The 23,197-nt window shown below is 68.8% G+C and carries 21 protein-coding genes and 1 pseudogene; 12 read left to right on the top strand and 10 right to left on the bottom strand.

The window, feature by feature from the left end; genetic code table 11:
* Positions 1-55 precede the first annotated feature (55 nt).
* From pstA to O7617_RS23520, 4 genes are all read right to left on the bottom strand, one after another.
* The gene (gene pstA, locus O7617_RS23535) at positions 56-976 is read right to left on the bottom strand and encodes a phosphate ABC transporter permease PstA (RefSeq protein WP_282258190.1); all 921 of its coding nucleotides are present in this window, start codon (positions 974-976) and stop codon (positions 56-58) included.
* Positions 973-1,917 carry a phosphate ABC transporter permease subunit PstC gene (gene pstC / locus O7617_RS23530; protein ID WP_282258189.1) on the bottom strand — a complete coding sequence of 315 codons (945 nt, stop codon included), beginning with the start codon at positions 1,915-1,917 and terminating at the stop codon, positions 973-975. Before pstC ends, pstA begins: the two co-directional genes overlap by 4 nt.
* A gap of 8 nt (positions 1,918-1,925) precedes the next feature.
* Positions 1,926-2,888 carry a PstS family phosphate ABC transporter substrate-binding protein gene (locus O7617_RS23525; protein WP_348774149.1) on the bottom strand — a complete coding sequence of 321 codons (963 nt, stop codon included), beginning with the start codon at positions 2,886-2,888 and terminating at the stop codon, positions 1,926-1,928.
* Between the two features lie 325 nt (positions 2,889-3,213).
* Complete coding sequence (locus tag O7617_RS23520) at positions 3,214-5,313, bottom strand: PhoX family phosphatase (protein ID WP_282258187.1); 2,100 nt, start codon at positions 5,311-5,313, stop codon at positions 3,214-3,216.
* 201 nt (positions 5,314-5,514) lie between these two features.
* On the opposite strand from O7617_RS23520, the gene O7617_RS23515 reads away from it, so the two are divergent.
* The 3 genes from O7617_RS23515 to O7617_RS23505 all read left to right on the top strand — a co-directional run bounded on the left by O7617_RS23515 (position 5,515) and on the right by O7617_RS23505 (position 7,681).
* The gene (locus O7617_RS23515; RefSeq protein ID WP_282258186.1) at positions 5,515-5,874 is read left to right on the top strand and encodes a metalloregulator ArsR/SmtB family transcription factor; all 360 of its coding nucleotides are present in this window, start codon (positions 5,515-5,517) and stop codon (positions 5,872-5,874) included.
* Positions 5,871-6,947: an ACR3 family arsenite efflux transporter gene (arsB, locus tag O7617_RS23510; RefSeq protein ID WP_282258185.1), complete on the top strand. Its 1,077-nt coding sequence runs from the start codon at positions 5,871-5,873 to the stop codon at positions 6,945-6,947. The genes O7617_RS23515 and arsB overlap by 4 nt, the downstream gene beginning before the upstream one ends.
* A gap of 83 nt (positions 6,948-7,030) precedes the next feature.
* Positions 7,031-7,681: an arsenate reductase ArsC gene (locus O7617_RS23505; RefSeq protein WP_282258184.1), complete on the top strand. Its 651-nt coding sequence runs from the start codon at positions 7,031-7,033 to the stop codon at positions 7,679-7,681.
* Positions 7,682-7,762: 81 nt separating this feature from the next.
* On the opposite strand, the gene O7617_RS23500 is transcribed toward O7617_RS23505, so the two are convergent.
* Positions 7,763-8,806, bottom strand: coding sequence for an ArsO family NAD(P)H-dependent flavin-containing monooxygenase (locus O7617_RS23500; protein WP_282258181.1), 1,044 nt, complete (start codon positions 8,804-8,806; stop codon positions 7,763-7,765).
* A gap of 131 nt (positions 8,807-8,937) precedes the next feature.
* On the opposite strand from O7617_RS23500, the gene O7617_RS23495 reads away from it, so the two are divergent.
* Entirely contained in the window at positions 8,938-9,306 is a 369-nt protein-coding gene (locus tag O7617_RS23495) for a metalloregulator ArsR/SmtB family transcription factor (RefSeq protein ID WP_282258179.1), read from the top strand.
* Between the two features lie 455 nt (positions 9,307-9,761).
* Positions 9,762-11,585, top strand: a complete 1,824-nt coding sequence (locus O7617_RS23490) for an NAD-binding protein (RefSeq protein ID WP_282258178.1) — start codon at positions 9,762-9,764, stop codon at positions 11,583-11,585.
* A 273-nt stretch (positions 11,586-11,858) separates the two neighbouring features.
* Here the strand turns inward: O7617_RS23490 and O7617_RS23485 are convergent, their stop codons facing one another.
* On the bottom strand, positions 11,859-13,430 hold the full coding sequence (locus O7617_RS23485) for an FAD-dependent monooxygenase (RefSeq protein WP_282264849.1): 1,572 nt from the start codon (positions 13,428-13,430) through the stop codon (positions 11,859-11,861).
* A 345-nt stretch (positions 13,431-13,775) separates the two neighbouring features.
* On the opposite strand from O7617_RS23485, the pseudogene O7617_RS23480 reads away from it, so the two are divergent.
* From O7617_RS23480 to O7617_RS23465, 4 genes and pseudogenes are all read left to right on the top strand, one after another.
* A pseudogene (locus tag O7617_RS23480) lies at positions 13,776-14,117 on the top strand (cobalt transporter); the annotation flags it as partial.
* A gap of 45 nt (positions 14,118-14,162) precedes the next feature.
* Positions 14,163-14,498, top strand: a complete 336-nt coding sequence (locus tag O7617_RS23475) for a hypothetical protein (protein WP_282258177.1) — start codon at positions 14,163-14,165, stop codon at positions 14,496-14,498.
* Positions 14,495-14,941 (top strand): MerR family transcriptional regulator, encoded by a 447-nt coding sequence (locus O7617_RS23470; protein ID WP_282258176.1) that lies wholly within the window; start codon positions 14,495-14,497, stop codon positions 14,939-14,941. Before O7617_RS23475 ends, O7617_RS23470 begins: the two co-directional genes overlap by 4 nt.
* A 307-nt stretch (positions 14,942-15,248) precedes the next feature.
* The gene (locus O7617_RS23465) at positions 15,249-15,593 is read left to right on the top strand and encodes a YnfA family protein (protein WP_282264848.1); all 345 of its coding nucleotides are present in this window, start codon (positions 15,249-15,251) and stop codon (positions 15,591-15,593) included.
* A 375-nt stretch (positions 15,594-15,968) separates the two neighbouring features.
* Here O7617_RS23465 and O7617_RS23460 read toward each other — a convergent pair whose 3' ends face one another.
* Together O7617_RS23460 and O7617_RS23455 are read right to left on the bottom strand one after the other, a co-directional pair.
* A complete protein-coding gene (locus O7617_RS23460; RefSeq protein ID WP_282258175.1) occupies positions 15,969-17,501 on the bottom strand; it encodes an MFS transporter in 1,533 nt (510 codons plus the stop codon).
* A gap of 89 nt (positions 17,502-17,590) precedes the next feature.
* Positions 17,591-18,505 (bottom strand): cation diffusion facilitator family transporter, encoded by a 915-nt coding sequence (locus O7617_RS23455; RefSeq protein WP_282258174.1) that lies wholly within the window; start codon positions 18,503-18,505, stop codon positions 17,591-17,593.
* Between the two features lie 155 nt (positions 18,506-18,660).
* On the opposite strand from O7617_RS23455, the gene O7617_RS23450 reads away from it, so the two are divergent.
* Together O7617_RS23450 and O7617_RS23445 are read left to right on the top strand one after the other, a co-directional pair.
* Complete coding sequence (locus tag O7617_RS23450; RefSeq protein ID WP_282258173.1) at positions 18,661-19,005, top strand: metalloregulator ArsR/SmtB family transcription factor; 345 nt, start codon at positions 18,661-18,663, stop codon at positions 19,003-19,005.
* Positions 19,005-19,721: a cation transporter gene (locus O7617_RS23445; protein ID WP_282258172.1), complete on the top strand. Its 717-nt coding sequence runs from the start codon at positions 19,005-19,007 to the stop codon at positions 19,719-19,721. Before O7617_RS23450 ends, O7617_RS23445 begins: the two co-directional genes overlap by 1 nt.
* Before the next feature lie 77 nt (positions 19,722-19,798).
* Here the strand turns inward: O7617_RS23445 and O7617_RS23440 are convergent, their stop codons facing one another.
* Together O7617_RS23440 and O7617_RS23435 are read right to left on the bottom strand one after the other, a co-directional pair.
* Complete coding sequence (locus tag O7617_RS23440; protein WP_282258171.1) at positions 19,799-20,437, bottom strand: vitamin K epoxide reductase family protein; 639 nt, start codon at positions 20,435-20,437, stop codon at positions 19,799-19,801.
* Positions 20,434-21,096, bottom strand: coding sequence for a thioredoxin domain-containing protein (locus O7617_RS23435; protein WP_282258169.1), 663 nt, complete (start codon positions 21,094-21,096; stop codon positions 20,434-20,436). The genes O7617_RS23440 and O7617_RS23435 overlap by 4 nt, the downstream gene beginning before the upstream one ends.
* Before the next feature lie 232 nt (positions 21,097-21,328).
* On the opposite strand from O7617_RS23435, the gene O7617_RS23430 reads away from it, so the two are divergent.
* Positions 21,329-22,966 carry a copper resistance protein CopC gene (locus tag O7617_RS23430; RefSeq protein ID WP_282258167.1) on the top strand — a complete coding sequence of 546 codons (1,638 nt, stop codon included), beginning with the start codon at positions 21,329-21,331 and terminating at the stop codon, positions 22,964-22,966.
* Positions 22,967-23,197: the final 231 nt, after the last annotated feature.

Raw genomic sequence — 23,197 nt, 5'->3', positions numbered from 1 at the left:
TGTCGGTCACGTGGGGGGCCTTTCGGTTCGGATCGCTCACAGTGGGGGTGGCCTACTACCAGCGCTTCTGGAACTTGTTGCGGATGAGGATCGCGGCGGAGTTCAGCGCGAGGAGGATGACCAGCAGCAGCACGATCGCCGCGGCGGCGAGCTCCTGGAACTCGGCCTGCGGCTCCTTGATCAGGTTGTAGATCTGGATGGGCAGGGTGGTGTACGTCGACAGGAGGCTGTCGGGGTTGAACCGGATGAAGGTGACCGCGCCGAGCAGGATCAGCGGGGCCGCCTCCCCCAGGGCTCGCGACAGGGCGAGGATCGCGCCGGTGGACATGCCGGGGACGGCGGCGGGTAGGACCTGCCGCCAGGTGGTCTGCCATCTGGTCGCGCCGAGGGCGTAGGAGGCTTGCCGGATCGAGCGGGGTACCGCGCGCAGCGCTTCCCGGCTGGCGATGATGACGACCGGCAGGACGAGCAGGGACAGCACGATCGCGGCGGTGATGACGGTGAACCCGAGACCGATCACCCGGGCGATCAGTCCGAGGCCGAGGATGCCGAACACGATCGACGGAACCCCGGCGAGGTTCTGGATGTTGAGTTCCAGCAGCCGGTTGTACCAGCGGGTGTTGTCGGCGTACTCCTCCAGATAGATCGCCGAGGCGATGCCGATCGGCAGGCACATCGCGGCGGTCAGGCCGATGACCCAGAGCGTGCCGGTGATCGCCGACTGGACGCCGGCGCGGGCGGCCCGGGAGGCGGCGCCGGTGGGCATTTCCTGCCACAGGCGTGGGTCGAGCCGATTCCAGCCCTTGATGACCGCGAAGGCGATCAACGCGACCAGGAACGCGAACGCGACCAGCAGGCAGAACTGCAACGCGAGCTTGAACAGCACCTCGCCTGGGCGGGATCGCCGCTGGCTCAGCGACGGCCGGTGGCGCGCGCTCGCCGCGTGGGAGGCAGGTGGCGTGGACGTCGCACTCATTCGTACACCTCCCGGAACTTGCGGACCAGCCGGATGGACAGGGCGTTGAGGGCGAAGGTGAACAGGAACAACGTGGTGCCCACCGCGAAGATCGTCAGGTAGTCGAGGGAGTTCACTGGCAGGTCGCCTTGGGCGGCGCCGGCGATGTAGCTCGTCATGGTCGCGGCGCCGTCGATGGGCGACCACGGGATGCCCGCTGTTTTCAACCCGGCGGCGATGGTCACGATCATCGTCTCCCCGAGTGCCCGGGACACCCCCAGCACGATCGCGGCGACGATCCCCGACAACGCCCCGGGCACGACGACGCGGGTGGCGACCTGCATCTTCGTGGATGCCAGGGCGTAGGCGCCTTCGCGCAGGCTGTGCGGCACGGCGCTCATCGCGTCCTCGGCCAGGCTGGCCACGGTGGGCACGATCATGATGCCCATGGCGATGCCGGCGACCAGGAGGTTCTGGAACTCCGGTTTGTCGTCGCTGGGCCACAGGTCGATCAGGATGGGGTTGAGGAAGGTCAGGGCGAAGAACCCGTACACCACGGTCGGGATGCCGGCGAGGACCTCGAGGATCGGCTTGAGGAGCTTGCGGGTGCTGGGTCGGGCGTACTCGGACAGGTAGATCGCCGCCCCAATGCCCAGCGGCACCGCGATGACTGTCGCGATGAGCGTCACCCAGAGCGTGCCGACCAGCAGGGGCAGCACCCCGTACTGCTTGATCGAGAACAGCGGGGTCCACTGCGTGCCGGTGACGAACTCGATGATGCTGACCTCGCCGAAGAACTCCACGGTGGGAAACAGCAGCGAGACGATGATGCCGATGGTCGTCGCGATGGAGACCACCGCGGCGAGGACGAGAAACCCTTCGATGATGCGTTCGCCGGGCCGGCGGCGTCCCCGCCGCACAGAGGCGGCGGGGACGGGGGCTCCGGGGGTGATGACCGCCACGAGCCCGCTCAGCCCTTCGTCAGGGTCGCGAACTCGGACTTCAGGGTCTCCTTCTGGGCAGCGGTCAGCGGCACGTACTTGGCTTCCTTGACGACCTCATCGATGCTCTTGATGTAGAAGTCGACGAAGGCCTTGACCTGCTCCTTGGCGATGCCCTTGTCGGAGACGTAGATGAACAGCGGCCGGGACAGCGGCTTGTAGCTGCCGTCCTGCGCGGTGGCCACGCTCGGCTCGACGCAACCGGCGCCACCGTCCACCTTGAGAAGCTTCAGCTTGTTCGCGTTCTCCTCGTAGTAGGTGAACCCGAAGTAACCCAGCCCGCCCTTGGAGCCGCTCACCCCCTGCACGGTGACGTTGTCGTCCTCGGTCGGGGTGTAGTCGGTGCGGTGCGCCTTCTCCTTACCGTTGATCGCGGCGGTCCAGTAGTCGAAGGTGCCGGAGTCGGTGCCCGCGCCGAACAGCTTGAGCGGCTCGTTCGGGAACTTCGGGTCGACCTGGTTCCAGTTGTTGACCTTCGAGCCGGGCTCCCAGATCGCCTTGAGCTGCGGCACCGTCAGGCAGTCAGCAAAGGTGTTGTCCTTGCTGGCCACCACCGACAGCGCGTCGTTGGCCACGATCAGCTCGACGAACTTGACGCCGTTCTTCTCGCACTCGGCCTTCTCGGTGTCCTTGATCGGGCGAGAGGCATCAGAGATGTCGGTCTCGCCGTTGCAGAACTTCTTGAACCCACCCCCGGTGCCGGAGATGCCCACCGTGACGTTCACCTTGGCCTGCTCGTCGGCGAACAGCTCGGCCGCGGCCTTGCTCAGCGGACCGACCGTGCTCGACCCGTCGACCTTCACGTCGCCGGACAGCTCAGCCGCGGCACCGGTCCCGGTGCCACCATCGTTGTCGCCGCCACAGGCAGCCAGACCGACCGTCAGGACCAGCGCGACTGACGCCAGGCCCAGCCCACGCACCGTCTTGATCACAATTCGTCCTCTTCAGACAGGCCGGCGAGGTATCGCCGGTGCTCGTTCGGGGTCGGCTACCTTCCACCGACGAGCTCATAAAAGATTGCTTATGTGATCGCACATCGTCGACTAGGTGAACGAGAGCTGAACATAAGCGAGTGTTTATTTCCCCTTGCCAGGAGGCCTGAGGCTCCGCATCGATTCCCTTGTCGTTCACTTTTCGTTCACTCGCGCCGTGTGCGGATGGCGCCCAAGAGCGCTGACCTTCGGGGGTGGACGCGCACGGGCGCGCATGGCGGGCGCCCGGACCATCACGGTCCGGGCGCCCGCTTAGGTGAGGGGTTCAGGCGCCGATCTGCCGCCCGTCGGCGTGCCAGACGCTGATCACGGCTGGACGGGCGTAGTCGCCATCTGGCCAGGTGGAGGCGGGGTTGTCCATGCTCGCACCATCGATTTCGCCGGGGTGCTGGATGGAGACGAACGCGGTGCGATTGTCCTCACTCAGGGACGCGGACGCTTGCTCCGCACCGACCGGGACGGTGAGGAACTGCTTCACGTGTCCGCGTTCGGGGCCGTCGAGGGGCACGGCGAACAGGCCGTCGTTGGAGCCGAGCGCGTTGCCGTCGGTGGAGACCCACAGGTTGCCGTGGGCGTCGAAGTCGAGGTTGTCGGGGCAGGAAATTGGGCTGACCTTGGTCTTGTCGTAACCGGCGAAGTACGTCGACGGATCGGCCGGATCGCCGCACACGATCGGAATCGCCCAGGTGAACGTGGTCGACGCGTTGTCGCCGCCGTCCTCAGTGATCTCCAGGATGTGGCCGTGTCGGTTGTTCGATCGGGGGTTGACCTCGTCAGCGGCCGGTTGCCCGGCAGCACCACGGCGGGTGTTGTTGGTCAACGCGGCGTACACCTTGCCGGTGCGCAGGTTCGGCGCCACATCCTCGGGGCGGTCCATCTTCGTGGCACCGACCGCGTCGGCGGCCAGTCGGGTGTAGATGAGGACCTGCTCGACGCTCATGCCGGGGACCAGGGACTGCCGGCCCCGGGCGAGGGGGATCCACCGTCCGGTGCCGTTGAACGCCCCGTCGGCGGGCAACGTGCCCGAGCCGTCGATCTCCGGCCCGGAGGTGAAACCGAAGGATGCGGCGTACAACGTCCCCGACTCCAGCAGGGTCATGTTGTGTGCCCGGTCGAAGGGCTTGTCGCCCCGGCGCATCTTCTTGTCCGAGACGAACTTGTACAGGTAGTCGAACCGCTCGTCGTCGCCCATGTAGGCCACGACCCGCCCGTCGCGGGAGAGGATGATCTCCGCACCCTCGTGCTTGAACCGACCCAGCGCCGTGTGTTTGCGCGGGGCGGAGTGCGGGTCATGCGGGTCGAGTTCCAGGATCCAACCGAACCGGTTGGCCTCGTTCGGGTGGGCGCTCAGGTCGAACCGGGCGTCGGCACGCTCCCACTTGCGCGACCCCGACGGGTAGCGGTTGACGGTGTCGATGCCGTAGCGGGTCAGGGCAGGCTTGGCCCCGGCGGGGACGGCGTCGCCGCCGACGAAGTACTGGTTGAAGTTCTCCTCCCCGGACAGGATCGTGCCCCACGGGGTGAGCCCGCCGGCACAGTTGTTCAACGAGCCGAGCACCGTGGTGCCGGATGGGTCGGCCGTGGTACGTAGCAACGCCGAGCCGGCAGCGGGGCCGGTGAAGCGCATCGGCGTGCTGGCGGTCACCCGCCGGTTCCAACGCCGTGTCCCGCGGGCCACCGGCGCCCACCGCCCGGTGTCACCAACCCGCTCGATCTCCACCACACTGAGCCCGTGGGCGGCCATCGCCACCCTGACCTGCTCCACCGTCAGCGCCTCCGGGGTGGTGTAGCCGGGGAACATCAGGTTCTCGTTGGTGTACTCGTGGTTGACCACCAGCAGCGCCCGGCGGCCATGCCGGTCCAGCGGCAGGGTCACGAGCCAGTCGTTGTTGTAGCCGAACTGCTTGGCCTGCGCCGCGGCGCTCTGCCGATCGGCCCGGAAGGCCGGCGCTCCCGGCACGACCGGGTCGCCCCACCGGAGGATGACCGCGTTGTCGTAGCCGTTGGGCACGACGACGGTGTCCAGGGTGTTGGGCGGGATTGGCTTGAACGTCAGCCCTGCGTTGTTGATCGGTGGGCGGGGCCCGGTATGGCCCGCCGGGGCCACGGCCTCCGCCGGCGCGGCATCGGTGGCCAGAGCAGCGGCGCCGACGCCGATGACCAGGGCGCCGAGGGAACCGGCGCGCAGCAGGCCGCGACGAGACACCTCAGCGTTGACCACGTCAGCAAAGTACGGATTGTCCGAGTTATTGGGTGCCGGGTGCGAGCAGGCGTTCCCGCAGCGGTACAGGCAGGTCATCGAACTGCGACCGCCGTGACCGGGCAGTAGCGGCAGCAAACGAGGTGGACGGGGCGAGGCCGTCATCGGTCCTCCCAGGGAAGATCGGAGCTACGGACACCTGCGGACGCTAGGAAGGTCAGATAGACCGCCAGCGAACTCCGAGGCGACGAACCAACCTCCAGCGGATGAACGCGACATGGACATCAAATTTCACGATCGCGAATCGTTCACTCAGCACCGCCCGCAGCTTGACGATCGAATCCATATCAGCCAGGATTTAATTCAATGAGAGTTGATACGGATGAAGCTCAGCTCACGGCACTCCGGGCGATGGCTGACCCGCTGCGTTGGCGGGTCATGCAGGCACTGGCGCGGGAGCAGCTGTGCGTGTGCCACCTGGTCGAAGACCTGGGGGTCACCCAGCCGCTGATCAGCCACCACCTGCGGGCACTGCGCCAGGCAGGTCTGGTGGAGACCGAACGTCACCGCTACTGGACCTACTACCGGCTCCGCCCCGAAGCAGTCCGCGCACTCGGCCAGGGCATCACCGCCCTCGCCGACCAAGCGCCCACCGGCGCCGAGGGCAGACGGCCCTGCGGCCCGGACGCACCCCCCCAGGAACCAACAGAGGAACCAGGTACATGACGACACTGGCCACACCGGCGAGCACCACACCGCGGCTCTCGACGCTGGACCGGCTCCTGCCGCTATGGATCGGCGCCGCCATGGTCGCCGGACTACTCCTGGGCCGGCTGATCCCCGGGCTCGACGACGCCCTCGACCACGTCAAGATCGGCGGGATCTCCGTACCCATCGCCCTCGGTCTGCTGATCATGATGTACCCGGTCCTGGCCAAAGTCCGCTACGACCGCCTCGACACCGTCACCTCCGACCGGCGCCTGCTGATCTCCTCCCTAGTGATCAACTGGCTCATCGGCCCCGCCGTCATGTTCGCCCTGGCCTGGCTGCTCCTGCCCGACCAACCCGCGTACCGCACCGGCCTGATCATCGTCGGTCTCGCCCGCTGCATCGCCATGGTCATCATCTGGAACGACCTCGCCTGCGGCGACCGCGAAGCCGCCGCCGTCCTGGTCGCCCTCAACTCCGTCTTCCAGGTCCTCGCCTTCGGCCTGCTCGGCTGGTTCTACCTCACCGTCCTGCCCGGCTGGCTCGGCCTGGAGCAGGCCGGACTGTCCGTCTCCGGATGGGACATCGCCGGCAGCGTCCTGGTCTTCCTCGGCATCCCCCTCGCCGCGGGCTACCTCACCCGCAAACTCGGCGAACGCGCCAAGGGCCGCGACTGGTACGAGGCGAAATTCCTGCCCCGCATCGGGCCGGTCGCCCTGTACGGACTGCTGTTCACCATCGTGCTGCTCTTCGCCCTGCAGGGGGACGCCATCACCGCCCAACCCTGGGACGTCGCCCGCATCGCGCTCCCCCTACTCGCCTACTTCGCGATCATGTGGTTCGGCTCGTTCGCCATCGGCCGGGCGATCGGCCTGAACTACGAACGCACCACCACGCTCGCCTTCACCGCCGCCGGCAACAACTTCGAACTCGCCATCGCCGTCGCGATCGGCGTGTTCGGCGTCACCAGCGGCCAGGCCCTCGCCGGAGTCGTCGGACCACTGATCGAGGTACCGGTCCTGGTCGCCCTCGTCTACGTCAGCCTCGCCGCCCGCCGCCGGTTCTTCCCCACCCAGGTCACCCATGCCTAGCCGAGCGCAGGCAGTTGCCGGCAGCGGCCCTGCCGCGATCAGCCCACCTCACCCACCAGCGGTTGCACCCTAAGGACAACGTGATGGACGGGCCGTTCGACGGAATGAACACTCGGGATGTCGACTACGTGCTCGGGCAGATCGCCAAGCGGCTCTCCAGCCGGTTCACCGGCGTATTCGGCCCCGAGACCGTCGAACGGTACGTCTTCGAGTCCTACATGTACCTACACCGCACCGTCCGCCTCCAGACCCACCTGCCAGCCCTGACGGAGAACTTCGCCACCGAACGACTCACCGCCCTGGCGCAGGTCGACGGCACCATCGACAAACCAGTACCCGAGGTGCTGTTCCTCTGCGCCTACAACGCCGGCCGTTCCCAACTCGCCACCGCGCTCGCCGACCGGTACGCGCAAGGCAGGGTGCACGTGCGGTGCGCGGGTTCGCACCCAGCGGGCGGGCTGGACCACAACGTCGTCGAGGCGCTCGACGAGTGGGGCATCGACATCGGCCGGGCGTACCCCAAGCCCCTGACGCCGGACGTCCTCGGCGCGAGTGACGTGATCGTGACCATGGGCTGCGGAGACGCCTGCCCAGTCCTCGCCGGCAAGCGTTACCTCGACTGGGACATCCCCGACCCCGCCGGAAGGGACCTGCCCTTCGTTCGGACCGTCCGCGACGACATCGACGCCCGCGTGCGAGCGCTGATCGACGAACTCACCCTCACCGCGAAGTGATCCCGGCGATCGAGCGGCGCCTGGCAAGACCGCAACTCCGCCTTCCCCTACGTGATTGCGTCCTGCCAGCCGAGGCCGTCTCTATGGGCGGAGCCGGGCGGCGATTTCGGCGACCGTGGCCTTTGCCGTACGGCCAGCGCCAACCAACGTGGCGGACGCGGGCCCGGTCCAGTCGCCGTACCCCAGCAGGTACAGCCGGGGTTCGGCTACCGACCGCGTGCCGTCGGTAGCCACTTCATCCTGTTCAAGGGGCGGCAGCAGCGGCGCGAGGTGGTTGAGGTTCGGCCGGAACCCAGTGCACCAGATGACCGCGTCACATGGCTGCTCGGTGCCGTCCGCCCACCACACGCCGCGCGCGGTCAGCCGCGCGATCATCGCGCGGGCGTGCAGCACGCCGCGATCGCGGGCGTCGCGGACGCTGGGCACCATCACGATGTCCCCCAGATCGCTCACCCCGCCACCGGCGACGCCGGAGGCCTTGCGGGCGGCCAGATCGAACAGCACCCGGCCGTCGACGTCGTCCGGCATGAACCGTGGCGGGCACCGGGTGACCCAGGTGACCTCGGCGACCCGCGACACGTCGGCCAGGATCTGCGCCCCGGAGTTGCCCCCACCGACGATGACGACCCGTTGCCCGCGGAATTCCCCGGGCGAAGTGTAGTCCACGGTATGCAGCTGCCGCCCACCGAACTCCCTCCGGCCAGGGACGTCCGGCAGGTACGGACACTGCCACGTCCCCGTCGCGGAGATGACGTACCGGGCCGACCAGGTGCCGGCGTCGGTCTGCACCGCCAAGTGCTCACCCGCCGCCCGCACCTCACGCACCCGGACCGGCCGACGCACCGCGAGGCCGTAGCGCTGCTCGTAGGCCCGCAGGTAATCCACGACGTGCCCGGCGCTCGGGAACTCCTCACCGTCCTGACTTGGCATACCCCACCCCGGCAGCGGGCTGTACGGCGCCGGGGAGAACAACCGCAACGAGTCCCAGCCATGCCGCCACGCACCACCCGGCTGCGACTGGGCATCAAGGATGACGTAATCCAGGCCGGCACGGCGCAGGTAATAGCCCGCCGCTAGGCCGGCCTGCCCGCCCCCGACGACCACCACATCACACGATCCGGGCATTCCCGGCACCTCCCTCGCTCCGCCGATCATCATGCCGACACGGCCCGAACCGGCTTCGACGAATCCCTCTTGAGAGGCTCACCGTGATCAAGGCCTCGTTGCACCGGTCCGTCGGGGGTGTTGCTGCAACGATGCATGACGTGGGAACTGCGGAAACGATGCCTGCCATCTCGCCCCTTGCGGGCGAGCCGATCAAACGTGCCGACGCCGAGCGGCTCGCGGGAGTGCTGAAGGCATTCGCCGACCCGGCCCGACTGCGACTGCTCAGCCTGATCCAGTCGTCTCCCGAGGGCGAGGCGTCCGTCAGTGACCTCACGGCACCGCTCGGGCTCTCCCAGCCGACCGTGAGTCATCACCTTCGGATCCTCACCGAGGCTGGCCTGCTCGAACGCGACAAGCGCGGCGTCTGGGCGTACTACCGGCTGGTGCCCTCGGCGATCACCGCGATCGCTGAACTGCTGACGCCGCCCCGCAAACGAGCGACGAAGAAGACCCGCTGAGCGACACCGTCGAAGACTGCCGCCACGCCCGCTGACTCGCCTACCCGGCGCACGGTGACCGTGCGCGTCTGGAGATACGCGGCACCTGATGGCGGTCGAGGGTCACACACAGAAAGAAGCGCTGGCAGCTGCTACTGCGCCTCTACGACCGGCGAACAGGTGCCCACAGCGGGCCCAACCGCCGCGTCACGACCCGGGGTACAGCGGTCTGCCATCCGGGCAGATGTACAGGCTGGCGCTGTTGTGCAGGCCCGTCCCGCCGCCAGCCTCGGGCGGCCTGTTGCAGACGCTGACCCCGTAGGTGCTCGCAAAGCGCACCTGTAGGTGTGGAGGATGGTTGTAAGCCTGCCTGATCCCGGCAGGTTTCGGCGATAAGTGGTCGTAGCCGCGATACAACAGGTCACCACAGGTTCGCCGGCCACGCGGCCTTGTCCGCAGTCGATACGATCAGCGGCGTGGCTGTCACCCCGGCGTCTACCGAAGTTCCGGTAGGTGCCGGCGAGCCACATCGATTTGTCATCTGCGGCGATGACACCCTGGCCTACCGCTTGGCCGACGAACTTATCAACCGGCACAAGCTGGCCGTCACGGTAATCATGCCTTCCCGGGCATCCACCTATGGACGCCGGATCGGCAAGCTGAACGGTGTCAGCATCATCGAGTCAGAACAGCCGGACACCGACGCCTACCGGTCGGCAAAGCTCGAAGAGGCAGACGCCCTGGCCCTTGTTGGGCGCAACGATATCGCGAACATCGAGGCAGCCCTGCAGGCGCACGGCATCAACCCAGGCCTGCGGATTGTCGTACGGATGTTCAACACGAGCCTGAGTGAGGGCATCGCCCAACTGCCGTACTGCACGGTGCTGTCGGATGGAGCGCTGGCGGCGCCGGCGTTCGTGGCGGCAGCCGTGGGCGAGGCTACGCCCAGCGAAGGGCTGCGCGGCGGCGCCCTGGTCGTCGCACGCCGAGATGAAGTATCCGAACGTGAGATCCTGTGTGGTCTGGCGATCAGCGAGGGGCGCGACGGCGCCGACCTCCTGCCAGCGGAACAAGACGCAGCCGACCTGGTTCTCGCCTTCGCCGTACCCAGGAAACCGGCAGCACTGACCCCTCGACCTCGGCTCACTCATCGCCATCCCGTCGGGGCGATCCTCGGACGGGTGTGGCGAAGGCTGCGGTTCGTGTTGGCGGGTTTTGTGGGCCTACTGGTCGCCGGGGCCGTGATTCTGGCGCTGCAGCATCCGGACGGCTCCTGGTGGGAGGCGATCTACGCAGCTACTCTCGCCGCCTTCGGTGGAGCCGACGCTGAGCCGCGTGCCACCGCGCTGGAACAGGTGACACTACTCGTCCTGACGATCGTCAGTATCGCACTGATCCCACTGTTGACCGGCGCCGTCGTCGACGCCGTCGTCAAGGCCCGCCTTGAGGTCCTCGACGGCGCAGTGCCAAAGCGGATAGCGGAACACGTTGTGGTGGTGGGGTTGGGAGGCGTCGGCAGTTATGTGATCGAAGGGCTACACGCTCTCGGCGTCGACGTCGTCGCCATCGACAAATCAGCCGACGCGCGTGGTGTACAGGTCGCCAGGGAACTGGGCATACCGTTGATCATCGGCGATGCGAGCAAGCGCGACACACTGCTGGCCGCGTCGGTGCCCACCAGCCGTGCGTTGGTGGTCATCACGTCCGACGACTCCGTTAACCTGGAGACGGCGTTGATCGGCCGGTCCGTCCACCCCGACCTGCGGGTGGTCCTGAGACTTTTCGACGGCGATTTCGCCGAACAAGTGCAACGAGCTTTCGATCTCACCATTTCGCGTAGCGTCAGCTACCTGGCGGTGCCGTTCTTCGCGGCGCGCCTGCTCGGCCACAACCTTGAGGCGATACCGATCGACCGACGGGTCCTGCTGATGGCTGACCTCGTCGTGGCGCCGTATTCGGTTATGGAGAAACAGACCGTTGGTGACCTACGGCGCCCCGGCGAAGCCTGGCTGCTCGAAGTGACCAACACACTCGGCGCTCGCCTGCCGTCTTCGCTGCCCCCCGGTCGCCGCTTACGACGCGGGGAGAGACTGCTGATGGTGGCGACCCGAGCCGGATTGGCCAGATTGATGCAGGAGACGTCGCCACCGCCGGACACCGCGCCTCGGCCTCCCATAATTCCTCACGACTCTCCCCCGCATCACCGATCGACTCCGCACCCCCGCGACGAGAACGATTCGGACGGGGAGCGCGGAGGTACCAGTGGGCCCGGACGGTCTACCACCACGGATTCCGGCTGACCAGTACTGGTCGACCCGGAGGCGCCGTTGCGACAACCTGTCCCCAAGGGCGTAGGGCAAACTCTCCTACGACTTCTGTTCGTGTGCGTGCACAACGTCGGCCGCTCTCAGATGGCCCCGGCTAGCTGCGGCCGCTTCCGGCAGTCTTGCTCGGAGACGGATGGGGTTCCGCTGGCCGGCAGGCGCGACGCTCGTCGACCGGCTGACCTTGACGGCAGCTGGCACGTTGTCGCTGCTGCAGAACGGTGCGGCCGGTGAGAGCAGCGGACGGGGTTACGGGCCGAGCCAGCGGTCCAGGTAGGCGAGCAGCCCCGTCAGGTCGGTGCCACCAGCCCGGTAGCCGATGTGTCCGTCGGGACGGACCAGCATCACGCCATGAACGCCGGGGCCGAACCCCAACCGTCGCAACGCCTGAGCATCGGACGTGGCGGCCGCTGCGGTGGCGTCGGGCTCGGTCAACCGGTGCACGGTGAGCTGATCCCGGGCCAGGCCGACGGTGTCGCCGGCAGGCCAGGTAGCGGCAGGCCCGCACAGCAGCAGGTGCCATCCGGGCGTGGAGGTGAGCCGATGCAGCGTGCTGGCGTCTGCGGTGCCGGGCAGCGGGGCATCGGGCAGCCGGTCGCCAGATCGTGGACCGGTGCGCGATGGGCGCGGCCCTTCCACCGACAGTGGGCTGTTCCGGTAGGTGATGCCCAGCTGCGACACCGTCCGGAAGGCGGAGGCCCGCACGAACCGGGACGCGAGCATGACCGGGATGAGGGCGGGGGCGATCCGGGTCCGAGCGAACCGGACGGCCGGGTTGGTGGACGTCGCGACGGTGAACGCCCGGTCGCTGAAGCGCAGCACCATCCTGCCGACGGGCGCCCGTTCCGTCTCGTAGGTATCCAGCAGCGCCGAGTCAGCGTTGTTCCGCAGGGCCTGGGCGAGTTTCCAGCCGAGGTTGACGGCGTCCTGGATGCCGGTGTTCATGCCCTGCGCGCCGGCGGGGCTGTGGATGTGCGCGGCGTCGCCGGCCAGGAACACCGACCCGGCCCGGTAGTGGGTGGCGGCGCGGTGGTGCAGCCGGAAGTTGGTCATCCAGACGGGATCACGCAGGCGCACCGTCGCGTCGGTGTACGTGTCGGCGAGTTCCTGCACCTCGTCGAGGGTGACCGGGGCGTCTGGTGAGGCCACCTCGGCGGGTGGCCGCATGACCAGCAGCCGCCAGGTGGTCGGGTGGCCGAGGGGGAAGAAGAACAGCATTCCCCGCTCGGACAAGAAGACGTGCGCCGTCCCCGTGTCGAGGCCGTCGGCCTCCAGGTCAGCCAGGACGAACGTCTGCGGATACGCAGCGCCCTCGAAGCCGATTCCAGCGAGGTGCCGCACAGCGCTGTGCGCGCCGTCGCAACCCACCACGTACCGGACCGCCACCCGCTCCGCCCGGCCGTCTCCGTGCCGCAGCGTCACCACCGCACCGTCGACGGCACGGTCCAGCCCCACCAGCTCGACACCCCGTTCGATGTCAAGCCCCACCGCCGCGAGGTGCTCACCCAGGACGCGCTCGGTCTCCGCCTGCGACAGGAACAGCAGATACGGATACGCGGTGCCGGACAGACCCAAGTCAAACAGCGGCACGGTACGCGCCCGCCCCCGTGCGTGCAGACACAGCCGCACCGCGCGGTTCCCGACGGCCACCATCTCGTCAGTCACCCCGAGACTGGCGAGGACCTCCAGAGTGCGGGGCTGAATCGCCAGGGCACGGGACTCCTGCACCCGGTCGAGAGATCGATCCACCACCCGGACCTGCACACCCAAGGCGGCCAACTGCCCGGCCATAGCCAGTCCGGTTGGCCCCGCCCCGACCACCAAAACCTCGACGGCGCTCACCGGACCTCGACCCGGCACGAGCCGACGACCCCGGCCGGTGTCTCCAGTAGGCCGGCTGAAGTCTCGAACGCCAGTATATCCACGATGTCGACCACCCAGATCCCTCGGCGCGACGCGCGACTGACCCGCCTCGACCCCACGCTAACCCCGTATCGCCAACTGCATAAGCCGGTCACCTGGTGTGACACGACGACTGGGGTTAGCGGTTAAGGCACTGCCGCCGTTTCTACCAGTCGCCGCTCCATGTCTGCCGGCGTCGAGGGACGCAGGCGCGGATAACAAACGGCCGAAAGGTCGGCCCCGGCGCGGTCATCCTGGCCGGCGCTGCGGCGAAGACGACCAGATGACACGCTTCTGCCGGTGGTGTCGGTTGGCCCGTCACCGGCCCGCCGCTCGATCCTGATCCGGTGGGTACTTCTGTTCGTCGCGGCGACCATCACCGACAACGTGATCGAGGCGGTCATCGCCATCAGCGCCGGGACGATGGCGTCCTCGACCGCAGTGATCGGGTTCGGGCTCGACTCCGTCATCGAGGTGGCCTCCGCCGCCGCCGTGGCCTGGCAGTTCTCCGGACCGGACCACGAACGCCGCGAACACGCCGCGCTGCGCGTCATCGCGCTGTCCTTCTCCGCCCTCGCCGCGGACGTGTCCGTTGAATCGCCGCGCTTGGCCTTGCATCCGGTACCTAGGTACAGGCTTACCGTCATGGGTATGAGCAGCGATAACCAGGCATGGGTGCCCGAGGCGTGCACCCTGCCGAGCGTGCAACGGCCGCTGCGGCTGGCCGAGTTCGACGACCTGTTCACCACCGCCCTGCGAGAGCAGCAACGGCTGTCCCCCACCCACCTGCGGTGGCGCCTCGACCCGAGCACCGAGGCGACCGCCCGGGACCTGACCGACCGGGAAAGCTCCTGCTGCTCGTTCTTCACCTTCACCATCACCGGCGACGACACCGGCACCCTGCGCCTCGACGTGCAGGTGCCGGCCGCGCACGTCGACGTCCTCGACGCGCTCGCGCACCGGGCCGCCGCCAGGATGACGACATGAGCGGACTGCGCAGCAGCCAGGTCGCCGCCGCGGCCGGAGTGAATCCGCAGACCCTGCGCTACTACGAGCGCCGCGGACTGCTCGCCGAACCGGACCGCAGCTTGGGCGGACATCGCCTCTATCCCGCCGAAGCGGTCACCGTGCTGAGGGTGATCAAAGCGGCGCAGGGGCTCGGGTTCACCCTCGACGAGGTCGCCGACCTGCTCGACGCGGGCCAACACCGTCACGGCCGCCACCCCGACGCCGGCCTGCAAAACCGCGCCCGAGCAAAGCTCGCCGAGGTCGAGGCGAAGATCGCCGACCTGCAGGTCATCGCCAGCACACTGTGCGCCGCGGTGGACGCCGGCTGCGACGACCTCGTCGCGTGCGCCGGACAGCCGTGCTGCCCCATCCCCTTCGCCACCATCGCCGTCAGAGGAGTCCCCGATGCCGAAGACCGTTGACCAGAATGCTGCCCGAACCCGCCGCGGGCTCCCCTTCGGCCTGACCGGCCTCGCGGGGCTCGCTTGCGCGGCGTGCTGCGCCATCCCGCTGCTGCTCGCCGCCGGGATCGTCTCCGGCGCCGGCTGGGCCGCCGCCGGCTCGTGGATGCCCGGCATCGCCGTGACTCTCGCCGCCCTCGCCGGCGGCGCCTGGTGGTGGGCGACCCGCCGCACTCACCGCGGCGGCTGCGTCGGCGGGAGCGGCTGCGGCTGCTCGACCGGTCACCGGCGTGATCGTGGGCCACCGGCAGCCCGCTACGGTCCACCGATGACCGTCGTCCGCTCCATCCTGCTGTTCATCGTCGCCGCCCTGTTCGAGATCGGCGGGGCGTGGCTGATCTGGCAGGGCTGGCGCGAGCACCGCGGCCTGTGGTGGATCGCCGCCGGAGTCATCGCCCTCGGCGCGTACGGATTCGTCGCCACCTTCCAACCCGACCCGAACTTCGGGCGCATCCTCGCCGCCTACGGCGGCGTGTTCGTCGCCGGCTCCCTCGCCTGGGGCGTCATCGTCGACAAGTTCCGACCCGACCGGTGGGACATCATCGGCGCCGGCATCTGCCTGATCGGCGTCGCCCTGATCATGTACGCGCCCCGGTCCGCAGGCGGCTCCTGATCAGGGCATAAGCGGACGCCGGAAATTTCAGCAGGCGTTCCTCACAACGCGCCCGCGCGTCCCCTTTTCTTGCGTGAGAGAGAAGGGAAACAGCAGGTCACTAACCTGAGGTTGAGAAGGTGCGTGGCGCGGGATGTTAGCGCTCGAACTGGTCAAGTCAGCTGGATCGGCGCCCCGACAGGCTACGCCGGCGCCCATGGACACCCTCGGTGTTCGATGGCCAGCGGGTGTGGCTGACCCTCGGGCTGCGAGGGCGGTGGCGACATCCTGGACGACGCGGGCGGGCTCGCCGACACTGCCGTGAGAGCGTCGTCCTCGAAGGCAAACGACCGGCGCGCCTGCTTCGGGCGCGCCCCATCGTGACTATCAGCTCCATCAGCCGGTGCCCGCGGTCGAGTCCACCCCGACGGACTCGGTAGCGCCATCGCCTACTCGATCGGGCATGAAGAGCATGGCCGCGGCGGCGCCGAGCGCGGCGACGGCGGCGCAGGCGATGAGGACGTAGATCATGGCGTCGACATAGGCGCGGTCCGCGGCGTCGGCGAGCGCCGGTAGGGCCAGACGGTTCGCGACGGCCATCGTCCCGGCGATCGAGTGTGTCGCGGCGTCGACGGCTGACGCCGGCAGGCCGGTGGTGTCGATGCGGTCGCGGTAGGTGGCGGACAGCAGGCTGCCGAGCAGGGCAACGCCGAGGGCCCCGCCGGTCTGGCGCATGGTCATGGTGATGGCGATGCCGGCGCCGGAGCGTTCGGGTGGCATGACCGCCAGCACCGCGTCCATGGCCGGGGCGAGGATGGCGCCGATGCCCAAGCCGACGATCGCGTACCAGGTCGCGATGAACCCGTAGCTGCTGGCGGCGTTGGTCAATGCGCCGATGAGCAGTCCGACGGTGGTGACGACGAGCCCGGCGACGATCGGCGCGCGGTGACCGGTACGGGTGGTGAGGCGGGTGGCGATGCCGGCGCCGGTGACGAGGCCGACGATGAGGGGCAGCAGTCGCAGCCCGGTGTCGAGGGCGTCGAAGCCGAGGACGAACTGCAGGTGCTGGGGTGCGACGAACAGCAGTCCGAACAGGGCGAAGCTGGCGAGGGTGGCGGTGATGGAGCCCCACCGGAATTGCCGGTCGCGGAACAGCCGTAGGTCGATCAAGGGCTGCGGGTTGTGCAGTTCCCACCAGGTGAATGTGGTGAGCAGCGTCGCGGCGGCGATCAGCGCGGCGATGACGGTGGGCGCGGTCCAGCCTTGTTCGGGGGCTTCGATGACGGCGTAGACGAACGCGACCAGCCCGACGGTGGACAGGACGGCGCCGGCGGGGTCTGGGCGCGGTGGGTTGGGGTCGCGGGACTCGGGTAGGAACACGGCGACGGTGATGGCGGCGACGGCGACGATGGGCAGGTTGATCAGGAAGATGGTGCCCCACCAGAAGTGCTCGATCAGGTAGCCGCCGATGATCGGGCCGAGCGGGATGCCGACGCCCATGCCGGAGACGAGCACGGATACCGCGCGGGCGCGGTCGGCGCCGGTGAACAGGGCGGTGAGGGAGGCGAGGGTGGTCGGCATGATGAGTGCGGCGCCGACGCCGAGTCCGGCGCGGGCGGCGATGACCTGGGTGGTGGTGTCGGCCCAGGCGGCGGCGACGGACGCGGCGGCGAAGACGGCCAGTCCGAGGAGCAGGCCGCGGCGGCGGCCGTAGCGGTCGGTGAGCGCGCCGAAGGGCAGCAGCAGGCCGGCGAAGAGCAGGACGTAGGCGTTGACCATCCATTGCAGTGCGCTGGTGTCGGCGGTGAGGTCGGTGGCGATGGTGGGTAGGGCGACGTTGAGGATGGTGATGTCGAAGCCGATGGCGACGACGGCGATGGTCAGTCCGGCCAGTGCCCAGCGGTGTCGCCGCCCGTTTGTCGCGGTCATGAGTGGCTGCCCTTCGGTCAGGGGTGGTTGAGGGCGTGCAGGTTCTGCCGGCCGTTGTCGGGCGGTCGGCTGTAGGTGATGCGTCTCGGTTAGGGGTGGGTGGGGTGTTCGTGGTCGGCGTGGCTGGCCGGTTCGAGTTGGAAGGTGCTGTGTTCGACGTCGAAGTGCCCGGCCAGGCAGGTTTGCAGGGCGTCGAGGAGTTGGGGGGCGTGGCCGTCGTGGAAGCAGGAGTCGTCGACCACGACGTGCGCGGTGAGGACGGGCAGTCCTGAGGTGACGGTGTGGACGTGCAGGTCGTGCACGCTAAGGACGTGGTCGACGTCGGTGATGTGCTGGCGGATCTGTTCGAGGTCGGCCTCGGCGGGGGCGGCTTCGAGCAGGATGTTGACCGCGTCGCGCAGCAGCCGCAGCGCGCGGGGGGCGATGACGAGGCCGATGAGCAGGGACACCATCGCGTCGGCGCGAGTGAAGCCGGTCAGCGCGATGACCGCGGCGGCGGCGAGGACGCCGACGGACGTGGCGGTGTCGGTGGCGACCTCGAGGAACGCGCCGCGCATGTTCAGGCTCGCGTCGCGGGCACGGTAGAGCAACGCCACCCCGACGAGGTTGCCGACCAGACCGATCGCGGCGAAGACGGCCATGCCACCGGGTTGCACGTCGACCGGTTCGAACAGCCGCCGGACGCCTTCGACGAAGACGTAGACGCCCATCCCGGCCAGGATCAGGCCGTTGACGGCGGCGGCGAGGATCTCCGCGCGCGCCCAGCCGAACGTGCGTCGTCCGGTGGCCGGGCGGGCGGCGAGCATGGCCGCGCCGAGTGCGAGGGCGACACCGCTGGCGTCAGCGAGGACGTGCCCGGCGTCGGCGAGTAGCGCGAGGCTGCCGGTGATGACCGCGCCGACGACTTCGACGGCGAAGATCACCACCGACACTAGGAGCACGCCGGCCAAGGCGCGGCGGTGCTGCCCGGTCGCCGTCACCTGATGGCCGTGGTCGTGCCCCATCAGTGATCCTCCTGCAGCCTGTTCGCGGTGTCGTCAGCGCCGCACCTGTCGATCATCCCAAGAATCATGCTCACATGCGCATACTAAGATGAGTCGATCGGGCGTCGTCAAGACTCGCGAGCAAATAGTTCAGCATTTTATTTATTCAGTCGCTGATGTATGGTCGTGGAGTGGAGACGCTCACGCATGGGCAGGTTCTGGCCCGCTTCGGTCACGCCCTGTCCGACCCGGTTCGCGCCCGGCTCCTGCTCGCGCTGCGCGACGGGCCCGGCTATCCGGCAGAACTCGCCGACCTGCTGTCCACGAGTCGGCAGAACCTGTCCAACCATCTGGCGTGCCTGCGGGGCTGCGGCCTGGTCGTCGCAGTGCCAGAGGGCCGCCGTAGCCGCTACGAACTGGCTGACGCGCGCCTCGCGCACGCCCTCGGGGACCTGCTCGGCCTGGTATTGGCCGTCGATCCGGCCGCCTGCCCGGCCGCCGAGTCCGAGGGGTGCTGCTGATGGGAACGCCCCTACCGCTCGTGGCGCTCGGCCCGTCGCCGGGCCGCCGCTCGACCCTGATCCGGCGGGTGCGCCTGCTCGTCGCCGCGACGATCACCTACAACGTGATCGAGGCGGTCATCGCCATCAGTGCCGGGAGGATGGCCTCCTCGACCGCGCTGATCGGGTTCGGGCTCGACTCCGTCATCGAGGTGGCCTCCGCCGCCGCCGTGGCCTGGCAGTTCTCCGGCCCCGACCACCAACGTCGGGAACGCGCCGCGCTGCGGATCATCGCGCTGTCGTTCTTCGCCCTCGCCGCGTACGTGTCCGTCGAGTCGGTGCGCGCGCTCGTCGGCGCCGACCGCGCGGAGCACTCCACGATCGGCCTGGTCCTGGCCGCGGTGTCCCTGGCGGTGATGCCGGTCCTGTCGGCCGCGCAACGCCGCGCGGGACGCGAACTCGGGTCGGCCTCGGCCGTCGCGGACTCCAAGCAGACGCTGCTGTGTACGTACCTCTCTGCGGTGTTGTTGGTCGGGTTGGCGGTCAACTCGCTGTTCGGCTGGTGGTGGGCCGACCCCGCCGCCGCGCTGGTTATCGCCGCGGTCGCGGTGAAGGAAGGCCGCGAAGCCTGGCGCGGTGACAGCTGCTGCGCTCCTGGCGCTGCCCTGCGCTCCCCCGTCGCGGGCGACGACGCCAACGGCTGCGACGACGGGTGCTGCACCACCGACAACCGCTGAACGGGGTGCTGCGGGCGCGGGAGCATCCTTCGACTCAGCGCAGCTTCCCTGCGGCAAGCCGGAAAGCAGCGGACGGGTTAGACGAGGGTGATCCAGTAGTCCCAGAAGCGGTTGAGGATCGCGATCAGGATGATCGCGTACCAGGCGGTGAGGATGAGGCTGTGATAGCTGGCAGCCGCGGCGGCGATCCGCTGCACGGGCCCGGGAAGCGCACCGCCGTGATCGCGCAGGGTGCGCAGGGTGACGTACAGGAAGATCGGGATGGTGACGGCCCAAACAAGCATGCAGTACGGGCACAGGGCGCCGATGACGTAGAGGCTCTGGTAGATCAGCCAGTGCACGAAGACCACGCCGAACGTCACGCCGGCCTGTAGTCCCAGCCAGAACCAGCCGGGCAGTCGCACCCCGGCCAGCAGGACGACGCCGATCGTGGTGAGCGCGGCGAACCCCGCGATGCCGATCAGGGGGTTGGGGATCCCGAAGGCCTCGGCCTGGGGTGTGGTCATGACCGAGCCGCAGGACAGGATGGGGTTGATGCTGCAGCTGGGCACGTAGTCCGAGTCGGCGAGCAGGTTGATTTTCTCGACGATGAGGATCGTGGCGGCGAGCATCCCGACAACGCCGCCGACGGCGCAGATCCAGGCGGTGACCCGGGACAGAAACCCCTGCTCGGGTGAGGTCGGGTCGGCGGTCGGTTCGACGGTGGTGGCGCTCATTCGGCCAGCGCGGCGTCGATGGCTGCGACGAGGTCGTCCTGGCCGCGCAGGTCGGTCAGTTGCCGGCCGTTGAGGAAGAACGTCGGAGTGCCCTGCACGCCGGCGGATTCGCCGTCGGTCTTGTCCTTGGTGACCCGCGCGGCAGTGGCGGGGTCGTCGAGATCGCGCTGGAAGCGCGCCATGTCCAGGCCGAGGGTACGGGCGTACCCGAGGAACACCTCCGTCTGTGCCTGCTCCTTGTGACTCCAACTGGTCTGGTTCTCGAACAGGTGGACGTACATGTCGGAGAAGCGGCCCTGGTTGGCGGCGGCCTGCGCGGTGCGCGCGGCCAGATCCGCGTTCGGGTGGCTCGGGATCGGAAAGTACCTGACCACGACGGTGATGCGGTCCTGATAGGTGGCGAGGATCTGCTTGACCGCCGGGTACGCGGCGGCGCAGGACTCGCACTCGAAGTCGAGGAACTCCACCAGAGTCACCTTGCCGTCCGCTGCGGTGGACAGTCGATGGCTGTCCTCGCGCACCAGCACTGTCGACTCGATCGCGCCAGTGTCAGTGGTCGCAGCAGGCGGCTGATCGGGACGGTTGACGGCCAGTAGACCGGCGATCACAAGCACCACCACCGCGATCAACGCCAAGCTCAAGCGAGTGTTCCTCGTCATTTCCCGTCCTCGTCCGCCGAGTGAACGACACCGTCAGCCCGCCGCGAAGCGGTGCGGCTCTGAGCCGGACCATACAGACACCGCTGTACCGACTTGCTGTCAGTTTCCTGAGCACGGCGTCGGTGCCGGTGAATGGGCCGCGCACGTCAGTACAGCCACCAGTGTATCGTCGCTTTGTCGGGCCGATGTGGCGTCGTTGAACCTTTCGGCCGTCGCATCCGAACCATCTCTTGTGCGTACCCGTTCCGCGGTCCTACTCGGGGTGGTCCTGGCCTGCCTCGGCGTCGCGCTAGCCCCGCCACGTCCCGCAGCCGCCCATGCCGCCCTCGTCGCCACCACGCCCGTGCGGGACGAGGTGATCGGCTACGCGCCGCGGGAGGTGGTAGTGACCTTCACCGAGGCAGTGTCTCCTGTCGCCGGACGGGTCCAGGTCCTGGCACCCGATGGCAGGAAGATCAACACTGGTGAGCCGGTGGTCAGCGGTGCGACCATGCGGATCCCGGTGCGCGTGCCGGACAAGCCGCTTGGCACCTACCTGGTGAGCTACCGAGTGGTGTCCGCCGACAGCCACCCGATCGCCGGCAGCTTCGCCTACTCAGCGGGGGCGCCGTCGGCGACGCCGCCGCAACCGGCCGCAGACGGGTCGGAACGCTCCGGGACGGCGCTGGTGGCGGCGGCGAAGTACACCGGCTATCTGGGGCTCGTACTGGCGGTCGGCCCGGTGCTGCTGCTGACGACGATGTGGCCGCGTCGGCGCTCACGCCGCGCGGCGACGATCCTGGCCTTCGTCGGGCTCGGCCTCATCGCCGCAGGTGATGCCGGCACCTGGGTGGGGCAGGCCGCCGAGATGGTGGGGGCGTCGCCAGGTGAGCTGTCTTCCGGTGACCTGCGGGCGGTGGCGGCAAGTGACGTCGGCGTTGTTCTCGGGGCGCGCCTGGCGCTGGTCGCCGTCGCCGTCGCCGTGTTACCCGCCGTCGTGCGGGGCAGCGCGAGCCGCTGGTGGCGGTTGGGGCTGGCAGCGATGGGGGTGATGGGGCTGGCCACCTGGCCGCTGGCCGGGCATCCGGTGGCCTCGCCGGTGCCGCCGGTGAGCGTCGCGGTGGGTGTCGCTCACGTGGCCGCCATGACCGTATGGCTGGGTGGCCTGCTCACCCTGACGGTGTTCCTGCTGCGGCACACCCACGAACGGGTCCTGGCGCGGATCCTGCCGGCCTGGTCGCGGTGGGCGACTCTCGCGGTCTGCTGGCTGGTCGTCACCGGCCTCATTCAGGCCGCCATCGAGCTTGGCCGGCCTGCGGCGCTGCTCGGCACGACCTACGGCCGTCTGCTCTGCGCCAAGGCGGGATTGCTGGTGGCGGTCCTCGCCGTGGCCGCCTGGCAGCGACAGATGGTGCGGCGACGAGTCGCGGCCAGCCGTCCGAGATGGGTCACCCGCGCCGCCGGCGTTGAACTGGCGGCGACGGCCGTGGTCCTGGGGCTCAGTGCGATGCTGGTCCAGACCCCGCCGGGGCGTACCGCCGACACCAACGCCGCACGAGTCGCGCGTAACAGCGTCGCGCAGACCCTGACCAGCGAGCTGTACACCCTGCAGTTCGACGTCTATCCCGCCCGAATCGGCACGCCCAGCACTCTGCACGCCTACCTCTACACGGCGCAGGCCCGCGCGCTGCCCGCGGCCGAGTGGACGATCACCCTCGCCCTGCCGGCCGCCGGGATCGAACCGATCACCGTGAAGGTGGATGCGCCGGAACCGAACCACGCCAGTGCCACCCTCACCTTCCCGACCTCCGGAAACTGGACCCTGAAGTTCACCGCGCGCACGACCGACGTTGACCAGGCAACCGTCACCGCCACCGTTCCCGTCGCCTGAGCCCACCTACCGGTCGGCGTACCACAGCCAACGCTGCCGGCAGTGCCACAGCGACCCGGCCACTCCACCCCCACTCCCTGCCGCCAGGGGTTTGTCCTCCTTCGGGGTTCTTGGAGGCTTTCCGACACCCGCTCACCTTCTCATTCCTAGGGTGCGGGTATGGGCGACGAGGCGACGGGCGAAACGCGCGGAACGGTGTACGGACGCCCCCGGGGCCGCGCTCAACGACGG

This window comes from Micromonospora sp. WMMD1155 (assembly GCF_029581275.1).
Classification (GTDB): Bacteria; Actinomycetota; Actinomycetes; order Mycobacteriales; family Micromonosporaceae; genus Micromonospora.
The sequence above is the reverse complement of the archived record's forward strand: the minus strand, read 5'-3'. Positions and strand labels throughout refer to the sequence as shown.